Below are 17,914 nucleotides of genomic sequence, written 5' to 3' on the forward strand. Positions count from 1 at the left end.
CGGGCCATCTAGGGCCGCGGCTAGAGAGCCGTAGAGGAGGTCAGAGGGCGGGACGGCGCTCGCCGAAGCGGGTGGCCTGCTCGAAGGCGTGCCCCGCCTCCAGCACCCGCCGGTCGGCGCGGGGCGGGCCGACGACCTGCAGGCCCACGGGCAGCCCGTCCGGCGTGAACCCGCCCGGCACCGACAGCGCCGGGCAGCCGGTCGCCGAGATGACCGTGCAGGAGCGCATCCACTCCAGGTAGTTGTCCTGGTGGACGCCGGCGATCTCGGTCGGGTACTCGATCTCCACGGGGAAGGGCAGCACCTGCGTCGTCGGGGCGAGCAGCACGTCGTACCGCTCGAAGAAGGACACCACCCGCTCGTAGAGCTTCGTGTGCACCTGCTCGGCGCGGGCGACGTCGGAGCCGGTCAGCTTGGCGCCCAGCTCGGCGTTCCAGCGGATCGACTCCTTGACCTTGTCCGGGTGCCGGCGCGCCAGATCGCTGAACGTCGCGTCGAACAGCCACGCCCGCAGCGTCCCGAACACCTCGTCCGCGCCGGACAGGTCGGGGCAGGCCTCCTCCACGGACGCCCCCAGCGACTCGAACACCGCGACGGACGGCGTCAGTACCGCGGTGATCGCCGGGTCCGCGGTCACCTGTCCTCCCAGGTCCGGCGCCCAGGCCACCCGCAGGCCGTCCAGCCGCTCGGGCAGCGGTGCGGCGAACCCTGCCGGGTCGTCCGCGAGCGCGATCGGCACCCGCGGATCCGGTCCGGCCAGCACCGACAGCTGCAGCGCCACGTCGGCGACGGTGCGCCCCATCGGGCCCTGCACCGACAGCTGCGACCACCCCATGGGCGCGGGCCAGGTCGGCACCCGGCCCGGCGTCGGACGCAGGCCCACCACGTTGCAGAACGCGGCCGGGTTGCGCAGCGAGCCGCCCATGTCGCTGCCGTCGGCCAGCGGTACGAAGCCGGCGGCCAGGGCCGCGGCCCCGCCGCCCGACGAGCCACCGGCCGACAGCCCGTGCCGGTAGGGGTTGTGGGTGGCGCCGAACAGGGTGTTGAAGGTGTGCGAGCCGGCCGCGAACTCCGGCACGTTCGTCTTCCCCACGCGGATCGCCCCGGCCGCCGCCATCCGCGCCACGACCAGCTCGTCGCGCAGCGGCACGGTGTCGGCGTGCAGCGGCGAGCCCCACGTCGTCCGCATGCCGCCCGTGGCGTGGGTGTCCTTGTGCGCCACCGGCAGGCCGTGCAGCGGGCCGACGGGATCCCCCGCGGCAAGCGCCGCGTCGGCCGCGTCGGCCGCCGCCCTGGCGCCGTCGGCGTCGAGGGTGACGACGGCGTTCACGTCCGGGTCCAGCCGGTCGATCCGATCGAGGTGCGCGGCCAGCAGCTCGCGCGCGGAGATCTCGCGGGCACGCAGCAGCGCGGCCAGCTCGGTGGCGGGCCGGAAGCACAGGTCGTCGGTCACCGGCCGAGCCTGTCATGCCCCCGTGACGCGCGGAACGAGCCAGGGGGGAACGATGGAGCGCGATGGACGGCGAACGAGACACCAGCGAGGACGGCCCGACCTTCGACGATCTCGGCCTGCGGCCCGAGTTGCTGGCGGCCCTGAGCGCCCTCGGCTACGAGGAGCCCACGCCGATCCAGCAGGAAGCCGTCCCGCCGCTGGTGGAGGGTCGCGACCTGCTCGGCCAGGCGGCGACCGGCACGGGCAAGACCGCCGCGTTCGCGCTGCCGGTGCTGCAGCGGCTGACCGCACACCGCACGCAACGCCCGCCGGTCGCCCTCGTCCTGGTGCCCACCCGCGAGCTCGCCGTCCAGGTGTCGGAGGCGCTGCACCGCTACGGCAAGGACCTCGGCGCCCGCGTCCTGCCCGTCTACGGGGGCGCCCCGATCGTTCGGCAGCTGCGCAGCCTCGAGCACGGGGTGGACGTCGTCGTCGCGACACCGGGACGGGCCCTGGACCTGCTCAACCGCGGCAGCCTGCAGCTGGGCGAGGTCGCCACCGTCGTCCTGGACGAGGCCGACGAGATGCTCGACATGGGGTTCGCCGAGGACCTGGAGGCGATCCTCGACGAGACGCCGGAGACCCGGCAGACCGTCCTCTTCTCCGCGACGATGCCCCGCCGGCTCGACGCGCTGGCCCGCCGGCACCTCAGCGACCCGGTCCGCATCACCATCGCCAAGGAGAAGGCGGCCGCGGGGGAGGCGCCGCGGGTGCGCCAGACCGCCTACGTCGTCCCCCGTGCGGCGAAGCCCGCCGCACTCGGCCGGATCCTCGACATCGAGGCGCCGACGGCGGCGATCGTCTTCTGCCGCACCCGCGAAGAGGTCGACTCGCTCACCGAGACGCTCAACGGCCGCGGATACCGCGCCGAGGCGCTGCACGGCGGGATGAGCCAGGAGCAGCGCGACCGCGTCATGGGCCGGCTGCGCGGGGGGACGGCGGACCTGCTGGTGGCCACCGACGTCGCCGCCCGGGGGCTGGACATCGAGCAGCTGACCCACGTCGTCAACTACGACGTGCCGTCGGCCCCGGAGTCCTACGTGCACCGCATCGGGCGCGTGGGCCGGGCCGGCCGGGAGGGCGTCGCGATCACCCTGGCCGAGCCCCGTGAGCACCGGATGCTCAAGACGATCGAGCGGGTCGCTGGCAACCCGATCTCGGTGCAGACGGTGCCGACCGTCGCCGACCTGCGTGCCCGGCAGCTCGACCTGACCCGCGGGGCGCTGCGGGAGAGCCTGCTCAGCGACGACCTCGACCGGTTCCGCGTCGTGGTGGAGACCCTGGCCGACGAGTTCGACCTCATGGAGGTGGCGCTCGCCGCGGTGAAGCTCGCGCACGAGAGCGGGGGCGCGGCCGACGACGACGAGGAGATCCCGCAGGTCACGTTCCGCCCGGACGCAGCTCGCCGGCCCGACACCCGTGGTTCCGCTCCGAGGACCCGCCGGCCTTCCGGAGGTCCGGTCGCCCGGTTGTTCGTCGGTGCCGGACGGGAGGCCGGGATCCGGCCCGGTGACCTCGTCGGCGCGATCACCGGCGAGACCGGCCTGACCGGCCGCGACATCGGCGCCATCGAGATCCACCAGCGGTTCGCGCTGGTGGAGGTTCCGGAGCCGGCCGCCAACGAGGTGATCAGCGCCCTCAAGGCGACGATGATCAAGGGACGGAAGGCGACGGTCCGCCGCGACAAGAGCTAGGGCTCAGGCGGTGCCGCGCTCCGGCGGCACGGTGGGGGGCACCTTGTTCGGGCCGGCCTCGGCCGGCCGGGGCCGGTCCTGCCGGTGCAGCCGGACGGCGACCAGCGCGACGTCGTCCTCGGGCCGGCCGTGGACGAGCCGTTCGAGCAGCTCGTCGAGCATCTCCTGCAGCGGCAGGTCGGCCAGCTCGACGAGGGCGTCGCGCAGCCGGACCAGGCCCGCGTCGAGGTCGGCGTCGCGGCGCTCGATGAGGCCGTCGGTGTAGAGCAGGACCGTCGCGCCCCGGTCCAGCGTCACCACCGACTCCCGGCGGCGGGCGTCCGCGTCCACGCCCAGGAGCAGGTCGCCCCGCCAGCTGGCGAGCTCGGCCACGCTCCCGTCGGGGTTGACGACCAGGGGTGGCAGGTGGCCGGCGTTCGCCCAGCGCATCCGGGTGACGCCCCGCTCCAGCTCGTCCGGGGTCTGCTCGAACCGGGCGATGGCTGCCGTGGCCAGCGTTCCCGTCTGCAGCGTGGCCATCGAGGCGTCCAGGCCGCGGAGCACCTCCGCCGGGCCGGCGTCGCTGTAGGTGGCGATCCCCCGGAGCAGGCCGCGCAACTGACCCATGGCTGCCGCCGCCTCCGTGTCGTGACCGACCACGTCGCCGATGACGAGCATCGTCGAGCCGCCGGGCTGCAGGAAGGCGTCGTACCAGTCGCCACCGACGCGGGCCGCCTCGGCGGCCGGCAGGTAGCGGACGGCGATCTCGGCGTGGTCGGGCTCCGGCGGCTCCGTCAGCAGGCTGCGCTGGAGCCCCTCGGCCAACTGCTGCTGGGCGTTGTAGAGCCGCGCGTTGTCCAGCGCCAGCCCCGCACGGTCGGCCACGTCCTGGGCGATGGCGAGGTCTTCGTCCGTCATCTCGGTCCCCGGCCGGTAGTAGGCGGTCACCAGACCGAGGGTGCGTCCACGACCGCGCATCGGGAGGACGACGGCGCTGTGCGGGTGCAGGATCTGCGCCAGGTCGCGCGCCTCGCCGGGCGCCAGCATGCCCAGCACCGTCTCGCCGCTCTCCCTGACCGCCTCGCCGCTGACCAGCGCCCGGGCCACCGGTGAGCCGACCGGCATGGAGTCCAGACGCACGTCGGCGTACCGCTCCAGCAGCGGCTGGGACGCCGGGTCCGCGTGCCACGACGCGACGTCGCGCGGCCGGCCGTCGGGGTCGACGAGGGTGACGATGCAGAAGTCCGCCAGGGCCGGGACGACGATCCGCGGGAGGTGCGACACGGCCGTCGGCGCATCGAGGGTGCCGGCGAGCTCCGCGCTGACCTGCGCGAGGATCGCCAGCCGGCGCGCCGAGCGATCCGCCCGGTCCTGCATCTGCCGCCGCTCGGTGACCTCGAGGAAGTAGACCGACAGGCCGTCCGGTGTGGGCCAGGCGCGCACCTCGAACCACCCGTCCAGCGGGGCGGGGTAGTAGGTGTCGAAGGTAGCCGGCTCGCCGGTCCGGACGGCGTTGCGGTAGCTGTCCTCGACGTTGCTGCCGACCGCAGAAGGGAAGGCGCTCCACAGGACCTGCCCGAGCAGCTCCTCTCGAGAGCTGCCGATCAGTCGCTCGGCCTCGGCGTTCACGTGGGTGAACCGCCACTCGCGGTCGAGGCTGTAGAAGCCCGCGGGCATCGCCTCGAGCAGCCGGGTGACGAGGGCGGCACCCTCCCGCTCGCCGGTGGTGTCGTAGGCGGCGCCCAGGATCCGGACCGCCGAGCCGGCGGACCCCACGAGGGCGCGGCCCCGTGCGTGCACCCAGCGGGTCTCGCCGTCCGGACGGACCACCCGGTATTCGGCGTCGTACTCGCCGCAGGTGTCGATGCACTGCTGCAGGGCCTCGGTGACCCGCTCGCGGTCGTCGGGGTGCAGCCGGGCGCTGAACGCCTCGATGGTCTCCTCGAAGGTGCCGGGCTCGTACCCGAACATCACGTTCAGCTGCTCGTCCCAGGACAGCCGCCCGCTGGCCAGGTCCCAGTCGAAGGTGCCGATGCCCGCGGCGTCGATCGCCAGGCCCCATCGGATGCGGTCGTTCTCGTACTGCTGGACGAGGGCGGAGAGCTCCAGCTCGGTCACGGTCGACTCGGCCAGCTGCTGCAGGGTGGCGACGTCGGCCTCGGACCATTCGCGGGGCGCCGGGCCGAACACGCACAGCGCGCCGATGACCAGGCCGCCGGACGTCGTCAGGGGTGTGCCGAGGTAGGCGCCGACCTGGCCGGAGGCGACCGGCGGCAGGTCGCGCACCCGGTCGTCGGCGCGGGCGTCGGGGACGACGAGGGAGGCGGCGCCGGTCGCGGTCACGGTGCAGAGCGAGGTCTCCAGCGGGCTCTCGCCCCCCACGGAGCCGGGCGGCAGGCCCGCACCGGCAGCGACCACCTGGACGTCGGTGAGCAGCGAGATCTGGCTGCCGGGGGTGCCGAGCAGTCGGCCGGCGAGCTCGGTCAGCCGGTCCAGGGCGTTGCTCCCGCCGCGCGCGGATCGCAGCCGCCGGGCCTCGACCACCCTGGCGGGCTGGCGGCGCAGCTCCGCTGCCGCACGTTCGCCGGATCGCGGGAACCCGGGGGGCGTGCGGTCTGCCGTTCGGTCCACGATGCCCTTCCGCCCGGCGCTGCCGGGGAGCGCGGGAGGCGCGACCCCGATGCTGGAGCCGCACCCCTCTCCCACAGTTATTGCATGCCCGATCCATTGGACGCAACCAACCCGGAGGAAGGTCACGTTCGCGAACGGCGGCGGCTCCTCACGGAGCAGGGACGACGAGCGTCAGGGCGGTGCCGCCGCCATGTTCCACGTGCAACCCCGCCCGTCGCAGCAGGCTCCTCAGCCGCACGACGTCGGCCGGCTCCGCCGTCGACAGGGCGAGCAGCCGGGCGACCCGGCCCTTGTGCGCCTTGTTGAAGTGGCTGACCACCGAGCGGCGGCCGTCCGGGCGCTCACTGAGCACCTCGAGGGTCACGGCGCCGGGCACGGGCGCGAGCGCGGCGTACGAGCCGCTGCGGAGATCGACGACGAGGTCGTCGACGGCTGCCAGGACGGGAGAGAGGGCCGGCTTCCACATCGCGCGCAGGGTCGGCAGGCCGGGGAGCGTCGAGCCGGCGGAGAGCCGGTAGGCCGGGATCGGGTCCTCGCCGCGGACCACCCCGAACAGCGCGGAGCCCACGGCCAGCCGCCGTCCGGCCCGGGCGCGCTGCGCCCGCGTCATCGAGGCGACGTCCAGCGCGTCGTAGAGGACACCGGTGTAGCGCTCCAGCGCCGGACGGGTGGGGCTCGTCCAGAGCTCGGCGTTGCGCGCGATCTCGGCGTCCTGCTTCGGTGAGAGGCCGAGGGCGGCGCGCGCGGCCGGGACGTCGCCGGCGAGCTTTCCCAGCGCCTCGGCGATCTCGGTGCGCACCGGGGTCAGTTCCGGTGCGGTCAGCGCGGCGAGGTCGAGCGGCGCGCCGTCCCCGCCGGGTGCCTTGGTCTCCGACGGCGGCAGCAGGACGAGCACGGAACGTGAGGTTACAGAATGGGCCCCCCTGCCCCCCGCCGCTCGCAGGCCCGCGGCGGGCCCCTGCAGGGCGGCCGAACGACCTAGCCCGCGAGGTCGACGATCACGGGTGCGTGGTCGCTGGCGCCCTTGCCCTTGCGCTCCTCGCGGTCGATCCGCGCGCCCGTCACCCGGCCGGCGAATGCGGGGGAGCCGAGCACGAAGTCGATCCGCATGCCCTCGCGGCGCGGGAAGCGCAGCTGAGTGTAGTCCCAGTACGTGCGGGTGGGGCCCGTTGACCAGCGAGACGACGCGCACTTCACCTCTGAGCTGCAGAGATACATGCCAGCCAATCAGTGTCAACCAACATCAATTACAAGATCATGTGCCCCGATTGTGCCCCACCAGGGTTTCCGGCCGCTCGCCGGCGCGGCGCTGGTGATCCGAATGCCTCAGCTCGGCCAGTGCGCGTCACGCAGCACCACCGCGCGAGCCCACGCGGTCGGCGCCTTCCACGCTCATCTGCGTCAGGCCGGGAACGGGCCGGACGTGGGCTCCGCACGGCGGCATCTTCGTACTCACGGGGTCCCGCGCCTGCCCGCGGCCTACCCTGCAGATGACGCTCCTGAGGACTCGCCTCGTCGAGGCGGCCCAAGCTCAGGCGTCCTTCGGTGAGCGGCGACACGCCGCCCTGGCGCGACGCGCCGCCAGCTACCTGGCTGTGTGCTCTGGGTCGTTGTGTCGGTATCCGCAGGCATGATTCGCTCGAAGTGGTGAGCAGGCCTGGACAAGACGACCGCTCGGGCGTACCGGCCGGGGCGCAGTTAAGGTCGGGTCAAACCGAAGGGGGTCACATGACGGCGACAGTTGCCGACTGGCAGGAAACGGGGCCTGTCGACCTGCGCGGATGGGATCCATTGGCCGCGGACCGGGCTGCCGAGCGCCTGGAGCGGCGTGCCCGCGACCTCGCGCTCCGGATCGTCAACCGCCCGGGGGTTCACTCTGCCGACGAGGTGCTGCACGCGGTCTCCGTGCAGACCAGCCCGGACGCTGCCGCAGCGGCGATCGTCGCGCTTCTCTCCGAGGGGCAGCTCCGGCTGACTGGCCAGCACCGGCTCGTCCCGGGCGAGGCCGACCCTCAGTAGGCCATCCACGAGTCCAGGGCCGACTGCCCGGTCCGGCCGCGTAGCCGACCGTGCAGGTCGATCACCTGCGCCTCGGTCAGCATGGCGATGTAATCGGCGACGCAGCGGGCGAGGCGCGCGGTCCTGTCGCGGTACGCGTTCGCATCCGGCTCGTCGTCGGACATGTGCCAGAGGTCTACCAGTCGCTTCGGGACCCGGTACTCCTCCCCCTCCCTGCGCGCGCGGGGGAACCACTCCATCAGGTCCTCGAACAGTTCGGCCATCAGCCGACGGTTGCCCTCCTGCATGGTGGCCAGCGCCGGGTCGTGGATCACGTAGAACCAGATCAGCTGCTTGAGCATCTTGACGGCGTACTTCGTCTGCGCGGGCACGTCGATCGGGTCGTCCAGCGGTCCGACCCGGACGGCGCTCACGAAGCTGTTGATCATCTGGCCGGACGCTTGCTGGAGGGCAGCCAGGTCGTCCGAGCCCCCGCGGTAGTGCTTCGAGCGGCTCAGGAACGTCTCGGCGACGGTTCGGAAAGAGCGTTCCGCGAAGTCTGGACTGAACTCCGGGTCCTTGGGCGCCAGCTGCTTCGTCGCCGCGGCGACGAAGCGCGACATCTCGCGGCCGTCGGTGTCAAGTAGCCGGGCGATTGGAATCCGGCCGGCGCGCAGGAAGTCCTCCAGGTCGTGGACGGCGTAGGTAACGTCGTCCGCCCAGTCCATGACCGCAGCCTCGAGGCTCTGGGCCCCGTCGGGGGACCCCCGGCGGGCAGTGTCGAACGCCTCGCGCTCCGTTGGGTAGGCGTTCCACTTCTGGTGAGGGCCCCGCTGCCCCTCCGGGCGCATTCGTGGGTACTTGATCAGCGCGTTCAGCGTCCGAGGATTGAGTCCGAGCCCGAGGCCGGTCTGCGGCCCCCGCCGGAGGATCTTCGTGACCAGGCGGAAGGTCTGGGCGTTGCCCTCGAAGCCATCCAGGCCGTTGCCCTCGCACCACTCGTTGAGAACGGCCTCGCCGACGTGCCCGAACGGCGGGTGCCCGAGGTCGTGGGCGAGGCCGGCAGCCTCCGCCGCGGCGATGTCGATGCCGCGCCACGGTGCGAGGCGCGCGTCGCTGCCCGGCGCGCGGGCGAGGTGTTCCGCGAGCCGCCGCGCGATCTGCGCGACCTTCAGCGTGTGCGTCAGGCGGTTGTGGAACAGCGGGATCTCGCCGACGGCGATCACCTGGGTCACGCCGCCAAGGCGCCGGAACCCGTCGGAGTACAGGATCCGGTCAACCCCGTGCTCGGACTGGCTCCGCCGGTCCCGGGTGGGCACCTCCTCCGCGACCGTGTTCTCCTCGCTCACCGGCTGCACACCCCCGCGTTACCTTTCCCTCGGACGGGTCGGCTCGCGGCCTTGCCTGGCTCCGGGGCTCGTAGTTTCATCGGGGACGTCTCCTCTGTCTTGATCCGGACGGCGGGACGAGGACGGGCCTTCAGCTGCAACTGGGGGCCCGTTCGCTGTCTACTCGCCGGACCCGACGGCCATCCTCGAACCGTGGTTCGAATTCCACGCTTGTAAGGGCAAGAGGGACGGTAGGTGCGCGCTCCAACGACGTCCAACCCCCGACACCCCAGGGTTCTGCACTACTTGTGGACAGATCAGTGGACGGACGCATGTCGACATGTGGAACGCTCCGGGGACGCGTCGACGACGCGGCTGTTCTCCGACGGTCTGACCTGCAAAGACACTGCACACGCGCTGTGGACGGGAGAAAGTCGGGAGAAACTTTGCGCGTCGGTCGCCCGGCGTGTCGCTGTGGAAGTCACCGCTGGGGACAAACCGGCGCCCTCCGCGGGGAAGCCAGGCAGCGTGGTCCCTCGACGAGCACGTCGATCGGACGCGGCATTGATCTCCTGGCGGTTCGTGGTCGAAGACCTGCCGCGCAGCCTCGGACACTCCCTGATGACAGCACCCGTCCCCACACCCGCGCGAGCGTTTCCGACTGCGCCGGCCGCCGGAAGGGCGCTGCGCGTCCCTGCGGGATGGGCCTGCGGCCCACCCTTCCCCCGGCCGGCGCAGTCGGAGGGGAGCTGGTTATGGGGAAGTGGTCAGGCGTGGTGGGCTACTCGCCAGCCATTCTGCCGTCGATCGAACTGCCCGCACTCGGGACGCCACGCCCCTGCCCCGCTTCCACCCAGCAGCGGCGGCTGACCCTGTGACGGCTCCTGACTGAACCCAGATCGGGCTGCGAAGGCCGATCCCCGGCGCTTGACGAGCGCCAGACTGGCGACCCGCCCTTGCCGTGACGGACGCAGACGACGGTCAGGCGGCACGCAGCCGCTGCCCGCTGAAGCGCCCCTTCTGGTAGAGCAGGACGAAGTTCAGCCGGCCGTTGTGGAAGGCCTGCGTCTGGAAAGTCGTCATGCCTCGCTTCGTCTCGATGACGAGGTCGTCGTTGTCCTCCAGCAGGCTAGTGGAGGCCACACGGCCAGCGGCGGCGATGGCGGGGTGCTCGGTCAACACCAAGGGAAGGGCGGCGAGGTCGGTGATAGACCCGAAGCGCTCGGCGAAGGCAGCCGACTCGGCGCACTGGTCGGCCATCAGTGGCAGGTACGGGCCGCGAGAGACCCGCCGGGTGAAGCGGCCCAGGGTCAGAAGAGCAATGCGGTGGTGGCTGGTGGCCACGTACCGCCGGATGGCGGCATGGGCCGAGGTCTGAAACTGACTGCTCAAGTGGAGCGGCACTGCCAGACCAGGAGCGTAGCTGTCCGCCATGGTGGTGAAGCGATCTAAGCCGAACAGCAGTTCAGCTGAGAAGGCGTTGGCTTCCCACTCCATCGCGTCGCGGGTCTCGGGGCTCAAGGTGTTCTCGTCATCGGCGTAGTACGCCTGTTCCTGCCAAGGGAGCACCTGGTGGCCGAGTTCGTGGCCATGAACGAAGCGCCGGCGGGGGACAGCCAGTTCAGCAGTGTTGAGGTACACCCGCTTCTCGCGGTAGGCCAGGCCTCCCATGACCTTCTTCATGAGCTTGGCGGCGATGGCAGCGATTCCCGGCGGGACGTCGGCCCCGGCCAGGAAGAGCTGCTCGGCCGGCAGCAACCCCACAGCAGCTTCAACCGCAGCCAGCGGCGTGGGCGTGAGCTCCATCGCATCGGCGGCGTGAAGTGCCCCCCGTGCGTACCTGCGGATGTCCTCGAGTGAGGCGGCATGAAGCGGCGGCATGGGCTTCTTTACCTACCTTGGGCTCGACGCGCGCCTGGAACGGAGGAAGGCGATGTACTCAAGAAGTTCTCTGCGTTCGCTCTCCGTCAGCTCTTCCAGGGCGTTCATGGGGAAGCCGGCGAGAATGCCTCGCTGCGCCGTGTCGTCGCTGTGCGGGATGCGGTGGCCGGCACGGACGAGGAGGTCGCCGTAGTCCAGGTCATAGACCTGAGCTAGGTGGTACAGCATGTTGGGTGAGGGCTGGGTGACTGTGCCGCTCTCGATCTGGCTGAGGTAGCCGTTCGTCACGGCCTTGCCGGTGCGTTCTTCAACCGCGCGCAAGCTCACGCCCAGTGCGGAGCGGGCCGACTTCAAGTAGGCGCCCAGGCTTTGCGAGCTCGCCGCGCGGGAGGAGTCCAGGTTGGGGGGCACCGCCCCATCATGACGGAGTCTGCTTAGTCGAGCAAGCATTGCGCGGTCCGGCTTGCGCGACGGGTCGTCGTGCGCTTAGCCTACTAAGCAGCGCTTGTAACGGCAGGCGCACAGCGAGTAGACAGGAGACGACCATGGCCAAGGGCCACAGTCGAAGCGCCATCACCGGTCGGTACATCTCGAGAGCGGCCGCGGCCCGGCATCCGCGGACGAGCGTCACCGAGTCCGGGAGTAATCGGAACTCGGGCACCCACCACCGCTCCGCGATCACGGGTCACTACATCTCGGGGGCGGCGGCGGCTCGGCACCCGAACACCAGCGTCACCGAGAAGGCCTGACCGCCGGACGATGAACAGGGCCCCCCGCAGTGCAAGTGCGGGGGGCCCTGCCTCGTACAGCCCCGTCTACCAGGGACGATCAGGTGCGGTGGCAGATGCGGATGGCACAGTCAACTGCGTCGATCAGGCTTGTCCGGTGGCTGAACCGGAGGTGCTCGACCGCCCGTTGGTGGATCGCTCCGTCACTGCGGTGCGAGGGTGGCGGTGAGCAGTCTTAGCGGCTACGAAACGACCGGTGATGGCGCTGCGGCCGCGCACTGTGCTCACTCGGAAGGTGCCGGGGCTGACTTCGCGAACCGAGGTCTTGTTCGTGGACTTCACTGCCGCCTCCTCCTCAACGACGTCACCGTAGCGCCTCTACCTGACAACGGCTGGTGAGGCGGGGCCATCATTCCCCCGCCAGGGTGGACAACCGCTCGGCCCACTCCTCCGACAGTGCGGCAAGGACCTCGGCCCACGCATCTAGATCCTGGTCCTCCAGCGGGGTCGGCGCCGCAGAGCTCAGGACGGCAGTGGGCAGGGGCGGTCCACCGGGCAAAGCCGCAACGCATGGCGCTGCTACCACCGACTGCCATCGCCGGGTGCTTGCTTCTTCGGAGAGGTCTCGCGCCAGGATGTCGGACAGACCCAGGCACTGGCCGGCGATCCAGGGGCTGTCATGTCCCACGGGCACGCTGCGCAGCTGCTCCGGGTGTCGGTAGAGGCGGTCGTGGGAACTCCAACGAACGATTTGGCCGGCCCCGTCGGCGAGCCACAGGGTCATGTTCGCGTTGTCGCCGAGCATGGGTCGAAGCCGAGCAAGGTCATGGGCCAGCTGGTCGGAGTGCTCTCGTTGGAGTCGGTCGAAGTCGCCTTGGATGGCAGTCCACAGAGTGCCGGCCCGAATCTTTGGGGCCAGGTAGCCCGGCTGGGTCAGGGCACTCATCTCGCGGATCGCCTGGGCGGCGTCGCTGTGGTCTTGAACCAGGACGGCTGCAACCCCAATAGCTGCCCATTGCGCCACCAAGGCGTCCTTGACTTGGTCGAACTGTTGCCGGGAGAGCCCGAAGCCTTCGCGAGCCAAGAGAACAAAGCCCTTGTCTGGGCGAGTTGCGAGACCGAGCTCGTGTAGCCACTGGCGGATGTCGCTGTCGCGGTAAGAGGTGCCGGCCAGCAGCAGTGGTCCGCGACTGAGGGCATCCTGGAGAGCGGCGACCTGCCACGGCTTTGACTGTGCGCTCAGGGTCGTGAAGTCTGACAGCGTCAGGACGATCTTGCCCGTCTCGGCGGTGTCCCGGCCCAGGTAGCCGTGTAGGTGGTGAACCTCGAAGTCTCCTCGGGGGGCGCGGTCATCCTCGGTGTCTCGAGGGTGAATCCCGGCGTCCTGCCCGACTTCTTCCAGGGCGTCCTGCAGTGCGCGTTCGATCAAGAGGTCGAAGTTCAGCGTGAACAGTCCGACCTCTCCTACGGGCCGCTGAGCGGCAAGGGAGGCCACCGCGAAGTGAAGGGCGGCCGGCTCGGGCTCACCCAAGGACTCCGGGTATAGGGCACTGCGTACCAGCTCGAGCCAGTCGCTGGCTCCGGCCCGCGCCGCCTCCGCTGCCAGAGAGGGGTCCTGTCGGGCAAGGAACGCCCGGGCGGTTTCCTCGTCGTCGATCGCGCCGCTCAGTCGCAACAGTTGGGTCGCCAGGCGGTCCCAGTCAGGGAGTCCCGCCGCGGCGGACGCACCAGCGCCCAACAGGATGCTCACCTGATCGGCCAGGGTAATTGGACGCAACCGCTCAAGCGTGGCTAGATCGAGCTCGGCGGCGCTCACCCGCTCATGATCTCAGGCACAGGCTGGTCCAATCGATCCCCCCTACCCGAGAGACGATCTCCCGCTGCTGCCGCCCTCACTGTCACGACGACCGCGAGGCCATATCGTCTATCTGCTGTTCCACTCCGAGGATCCGGAAGGCAGGTCGCAGGAGTCGGTCGACTACGCGCTGGGGGTTCGAGTTGAGCTCGGTGGCGGTGGTCGTGGTGAGGCCGAGGTACTCGTCCTCTGGGTAGGTCGCTCTGTACAGGCCGGTCAGTCTCCCGCTGTTCGCGGGTGCTGCCGAGTGGCCCTCGAGACCCGCGAGCGCCAAGCCGATGTCCCAAGAGCCTGCGTATCCAGCTCGGTCGCCGAGTCGACCAGCCATGATCGTCAGCCATTCGGTGAGGGCCAGGACGCCGCGGGTCGACATGAGCGGTTGGGGTGTTGCGCCCCCTTGGCCTGCGCCATAGGTCAGCCTGCTGCAGGAGTAGAACAGGGTGCCGTCGTCCTCGATCCGCGCTGACCTCAGATGGGCCTCGATCTGCGACGCTGCATCCTTCAAGTTGGCAGCGCGGTCCCGCGGTACTTCGAAGTTGGACAACTCGGCGCCGTGTAGCACCCGCCGGACCTGATCAAGTTCGCCGATCGTCCAGCCGTCCGGGTCAAGGGGCAGTTCCACGGTGAGGTCATGGAACAAATTGCGGGGGGAGTCGACCTCGGCGGCCAGCGCGCCGCGCCGCCCAGCCCGGGGTCGGAAGAGGACATGCAAGACGCCGGGTCCGCCGAGGGGCGCTTGGTGCCGTGCGGCCGCGAATCGATCTTCAAAAGCGTTCCGGCGCTGTTCGTTCTCGGCCAGGCGCCGGCGCACCTCAAGATCGATGAGCGGTCTCTTACCGGTGTCACCGCGGCCCCAGTAGCTGCCCTCGACCATGTGAGGTCCGTCGGCGCTGGCATCCAGGACGATCAGCAGGCAGCCGTGCCCGTCCATCGAGGGGTGCGGCAGTGGAATCGACCGCACCACCAAGGGTGGGTCGATGCCGGCTCCGGCTACCTGGTCGATACGGTCCTGTAGGCCAGCGAGCGAGGTGCCCACGACCGCGCCGGCCTTGCCTGAGTCATCCTCGATCCCGATAACGAGGAGCCCACCGTCACAGGCCAGTGAAGCCAGGTCCTTGGCGAGCTCGCGGTTGGCTGCTTTGGAATCTGCGGGTACCGCCTTCTTGAGTTCCACCCAGTGGGTCTCGTCAAGAAGCCCTGCGGCGGCGGCAGACTCGACGTCCCCCCAGCTTGCCGGTGTCCAGCGCTCGACGGTGGGACCCATGTACAGGCTCATGGCGAACTGTAGAACGGAGCGCAGCCCCGGGTGTGCGCTGGCCAGCCGCTCCGGCAACCTTCCCCTGGTCGGAAGCATGACGGTGAAGAGCTAATAGGCGCTAGGTATTCAACCGTTACCAATCACCTACTCAGACAACTCCGTATCCCTCTTCAATAAACCTGTCATTAAGCCCAACACAGCCGTGCGATCAAGCGGCACGCATGCTACCAATAGGGGTAGTCCGGGCCCCGCCTCGCGGGGCCTATCGCCGTTTCTAGGGGTGACCTATTGGTCATTGTTGGGTGGCGTTGGGAATGCGCGGTGGAATGAAGGTGTACGCCGGGTCGGCGGCGGCTGCCCGGGCGTATCTGGAGGCCGACCGCGGCCGGGCCGATGACTACTACTTGACCGAGGGCACCGGCCTGGCCCGCCGCTTCGTGGCCCGCGACGGACGGGTGGCAGAGCGGGCGCCGCTCACGGGGGAGACCTACGAGACGTGGGTGGCCGGCCGTGACCCGGACACCGGCGACCCACGGGGGCGGCTAAGGACCGATGAGCGTGCGGTGCGGTTCGTCGAGGTGGTGGTCAACGGCCCGAAGTCCTGGTCGCTGGCCGCCGCGATGCACGACGACGTCGCGGCCGCCTACGACGCCGCGCAGGACCGCGCCGCCGCCCAGATCATCGGCTGGCTCGCCGCCCACGCCACCACCCGGGTCGGCCCGCGCGGTGGCCAGGTCCAGGTGCCGGTGGAGATGCTGGAGGCGGTGACGGTGCGGCACTACACCTCCCGCGCCGGAGATCCGCACCGGCATCTGCACCTGCAGATCGGCGCCCGGGTGTTCGCCGCCGAACAATGGCGCGGGCTGGACACCGTCGGCGTGCGCGACTTCCTCGCCGCCATAAACGGAATCGGGCACGCTGCGGTCGCCTGCGATCCGCAGTTCCGGGCCGCACTCGCCGCGCACGGCTACACCCTGGATGCGACTGGAGAAATACAGGAGCTTTCCGACTATGTGGGCCCTTTCAGCGCGAGGGCGGCGCAGATCGGGCGCAACCTGGACCGCTACGAACGCGACTGGATGGCGGGGCACCCCGGAGAACAGCCCGGTCCGGCGCTGCGGCGGGCCTGGGACGCCCGCGCCTGGGCCGAGGGGCGCCCGGACAAGGTCATCCCCCGCTCCGGGGCCGACCTCGTGGCACGGTGGCGAGCCGAGCTGGGGTCACTGGGCTATCGCAATCCTGCCCATCCCGTCTCGCTGGCGCCGACTTCGATCGGCGCGCTCGACCGCGAGGCTGCCGTCGACACCGTGCTGACCCGGCTGGCCGCCGGCCGCTCGGCCTGGAACGCCGCCGACGTCCGCGGCGAGACCGAACGGCTGATCGCCGCCGACGGCGTCATCGCCGACCCGGCAGTGCGCCTCGAGCTGGCCGAGGACCTCACCGCCCGCGCCCTCGACCGGTGCGTTCCCCTGGTGGACCGGGAGGGAGTGCCGGAACACGTCCGGTCCTGGACCTCGCGGCCGGTGCTCGCCGTGGAGGCCGACCTGCGCACCCGGTTCGCCGCCCGCGCCCGTCAGCCGCCGCGGGGTGCACCGCGGCTGGCACCGCTGCCGGCCGGCGGTGTCCGGAGCCTGGACGCCGGTCAGGCCGCGGCGGTCGCCGTCCTGGCCGGCGACCAGCGGCTGGTCGTGGTGGAGGGCGCGGCCGGCGCGGGCAAGACCACCACGCTGGCCGCTGCCCGTGGCCTTCTGCAGCGGCAGGGGCGGCGGCTGGTCGTGGTGACCCCGACGCTGAAGGCCGCCCAGGTCGCCCGCGCGGAGGTCGGCGCGGCCGCAGGATCGGCGGCGTCCCTCGTCTTCGCCCACGGCTGGCGCTGGAACGAGCACGGCGAGTGGACCCGACTCATCGTCGGCGAGGTCGACCCGGTCACCGGCCGCATCCACACCGGGCCGGCGGAGGGGGGCCGGCTGCGGCCCGGCGATCTGCTGATCGTCGATGAGGCCGGCATGCTCGACCAGGACACCGCCCGCGCTCTGCTCACCGTCGCCGACGAGGCCGGGGCGCGGCTGGCGCTGCTGGGGGACCGTCACCAGCTCGCCGCGGTCGGCCGCGGCGGCGTCCTCGACCTCGCCGTGGGCAGCGTCGACCCGGCCGCCTGCCTGACATTGGAGTCGGTGCACCGCTTCACCCGCACCGACAGCACCGGCCAGTCGGTTCCGGACGGTGAGTACGCCGAGCTGACGTTGGCGATGCGGCGGGGTGACACCCCGGGTGGGGTGTTCGGCGCCCTCCTCGCCCGCGGCCGGATCCGCCTGCACCCCGACCACGCGGCGCTGCAGGACGCCCTGGCCGCGGCCGCCGCCCACGACCCCCGGGCGGCCGACGTCGCCGTGGTGGCGGACACCCGCGAGCAGGTCAACGAGCTCAACGCCGCCATCCGCAATCGGCTGGTCACCGACGGCCGTGTCGACGACGTCCGGGTCGTGACCACGCGGGCCGGTCAGCGGGTCGGCGCCGGCGACAGGATCGCCACCCGGCGCAACGACCGTGACCTGGAGGTGGCCAACCGGGACACGTGGACCGTCATCGCGGTCGGCCGACGCGGTGGGCTGCTGGTCACCGCCGGCACGGCCACCGGTGGCGTCTCCCGGGGCGATGTCACCCCGGCCGGCGCCCGGGTCCGGGTGCTGCCCGCCGACTACGTCACCGAGCACGTGGAGCTGGCCTACGCCAGCACCGCGTACGGCGTGCAGGGTGACACCGTTCCCGCCGCGCACGTGGTGATCGGTGATCAGACCGGCGCGACCTCGGCCTACGTCGGCATGACCCGCGGCCGGTTGTCCAACACCGCGCACCTCGTCGCGGCCGACGTGGCCGAGGCCCGGGCGCAGTGGCTCGCGGTCTTCGGCCGCGACCGGGCCGACCTCGGCCCCGGCCACGCGGCCGAGCTGGCCGCTCGAGAGGCCGCCCGCGACCGCCAGGACCGGTCGCGCGACCGGAGGGCAGCCGCTCCCCCGCGGCCGGTCGCGCCGGTACCTAGCGTCCCCCGGCCCGAGGCGGAGCGGCGGGG

At 71.4% G+C, this 17,914-nt stretch carries 12 protein-coding genes and 1 pseudogene; 4 read left to right on the forward strand and 9 right to left on the reverse strand.

Annotation, left to right across the window (positions count from 1 at the left end; all coding sequences use genetic code 11):
- Window positions 1–40 precede the first annotated feature (40 nt).
- Window positions 41–1,453 carry an amidase gene (locus tag FHU33_RS00805; RefSeq protein WP_142023636.1) on the reverse strand — a complete coding sequence of 471 codons (1,413 nt, stop codon included), beginning with the start codon at window positions 1,451–1,453 and terminating at the stop codon, window positions 41–43.
- Between the two features lie 62 nt (window positions 1,454–1,515).
- On the opposite strand from FHU33_RS00805, the gene FHU33_RS00810 reads away from it, so the two are divergent.
- A complete protein-coding gene (locus tag FHU33_RS00810) occupies window positions 1,516–3,186 on the forward strand; it encodes a DEAD/DEAH box helicase (protein WP_142023637.1) in 1,671 nt (556 codons plus the stop codon).
- Between the two features lie 3 nt (window positions 3,187–3,189).
- Here FHU33_RS00810 and FHU33_RS26110 read toward each other — a convergent pair whose 3' ends face one another.
- From FHU33_RS26110 to FHU33_RS00825, 3 genes are all read right to left on the reverse strand, one after another.
- Window positions 3,190–5,796 (reverse strand): SpoIIE family protein phosphatase, encoded by a 2,607-nt coding sequence (locus FHU33_RS26110; RefSeq protein ID WP_142023638.1) that lies wholly within the window; start codon window positions 5,794–5,796, stop codon window positions 3,190–3,192.
- Window positions 5,797–5,944: 148 nt separating this feature from the next.
- Window positions 5,945–6,691 carry a peroxide stress protein YaaA gene (gene yaaA / locus FHU33_RS00820; protein WP_142023639.1) on the reverse strand — a complete coding sequence of 249 codons (747 nt, stop codon included), beginning with the start codon at window positions 6,689–6,691 and terminating at the stop codon, window positions 5,945–5,947.
- Between the two features lie 83 nt (window positions 6,692–6,774).
- Window positions 6,775–6,993, reverse strand: a complete 219-nt coding sequence (locus tag FHU33_RS00825) for a hypothetical protein (RefSeq protein WP_246063186.1) — start codon at window positions 6,991–6,993, stop codon at window positions 6,775–6,777.
- A 531-nt stretch (window positions 6,994–7,524) separates the two neighbouring features.
- Between FHU33_RS00825 and FHU33_RS00830 the strand changes: the two genes are divergently transcribed.
- Window positions 7,525–7,815, forward strand: coding sequence for a hypothetical protein (locus FHU33_RS00830; protein WP_142023640.1), 291 nt, complete (start codon window positions 7,525–7,527; stop codon window positions 7,813–7,815).
- Here FHU33_RS00830 and FHU33_RS00835 read toward each other — a convergent pair.
- The 3 genes from FHU33_RS00835 to FHU33_RS00845 all read right to left on the reverse strand — a co-directional run bounded on the left by FHU33_RS00835 (window position 7,809) and on the right by FHU33_RS00845 (window position 11,414).
- Window positions 7,809–9,143, reverse strand: coding sequence for a deoxyguanosinetriphosphate triphosphohydrolase family protein (locus FHU33_RS00835; RefSeq protein WP_170182273.1), 1,335 nt, complete (start codon window positions 9,141–9,143; stop codon window positions 7,809–7,811). The genes FHU33_RS00830 and FHU33_RS00835 overlap by 7 nt on opposite strands.
- Window positions 9,144–10,103: 960 nt before the next feature.
- On the reverse strand, window positions 10,104–10,928 hold the full coding sequence (locus FHU33_RS00840; protein ID WP_170182274.1) for an ImmA/IrrE family metallo-endopeptidase: 825 nt from the start codon (window positions 10,926–10,928) through the stop codon (window positions 10,104–10,106).
- A gap of 87 nt (window positions 10,929–11,015) precedes the next feature.
- The gene (locus tag FHU33_RS00845) at window positions 11,016–11,414 is read right to left on the reverse strand and encodes a helix-turn-helix domain-containing protein (protein ID WP_170182275.1); all 399 of its coding nucleotides are present in this window, start codon (window positions 11,412–11,414) and stop codon (window positions 11,016–11,018) included.
- A 134-nt stretch (window positions 11,415–11,548) separates the two neighbouring features.
- Here FHU33_RS00845 and FHU33_RS00850 point away from each other — a divergent pair, with 134 nt between their 5' ends.
- A complete protein-coding gene (locus FHU33_RS00850; RefSeq protein WP_142023644.1) occupies window positions 11,549–11,752 on the forward strand; it encodes a hypothetical protein in 204 nt (67 codons plus the stop codon).
- Window positions 11,753–12,140: 388 nt separating this feature from the next.
- On the opposite strand, the gene FHU33_RS00860 is transcribed toward FHU33_RS00850, so the two are convergent.
- Window positions 12,141–13,547, reverse strand: a complete 1,407-nt coding sequence (locus FHU33_RS00860) for an SIR2 family NAD-dependent protein deacylase (protein WP_142023646.1) — start codon at window positions 13,545–13,547, stop codon at window positions 12,141–12,143.
- 82 nt (window positions 13,548–13,629) lie between these two features.
- Complete coding sequence (locus tag FHU33_RS00865) at window positions 13,630–14,862, reverse strand: AlbA family DNA-binding domain-containing protein (protein WP_142023647.1); 1,233 nt, start codon at window positions 14,860–14,862, stop codon at window positions 13,630–13,632.
- A 308-nt stretch (window positions 14,863–15,170) separates the two neighbouring features.
- On the opposite strand from FHU33_RS00865, the pseudogene mobF reads away from it, so the two are divergent.
- Window positions 15,171–17,855, forward strand: a pseudogene (mobF, locus tag FHU33_RS00870) (MobF family relaxase); the annotation flags it as partial.
- Window positions 17,856–17,914 lie beyond the last annotated feature (59 nt).

The organism is Blastococcus colisei, assembly GCF_006717095.1.
GTDB lineage: Bacteria > Actinomycetota > Actinomycetes > Mycobacteriales > Geodermatophilaceae > Blastococcus_B > Blastococcus_B colisei.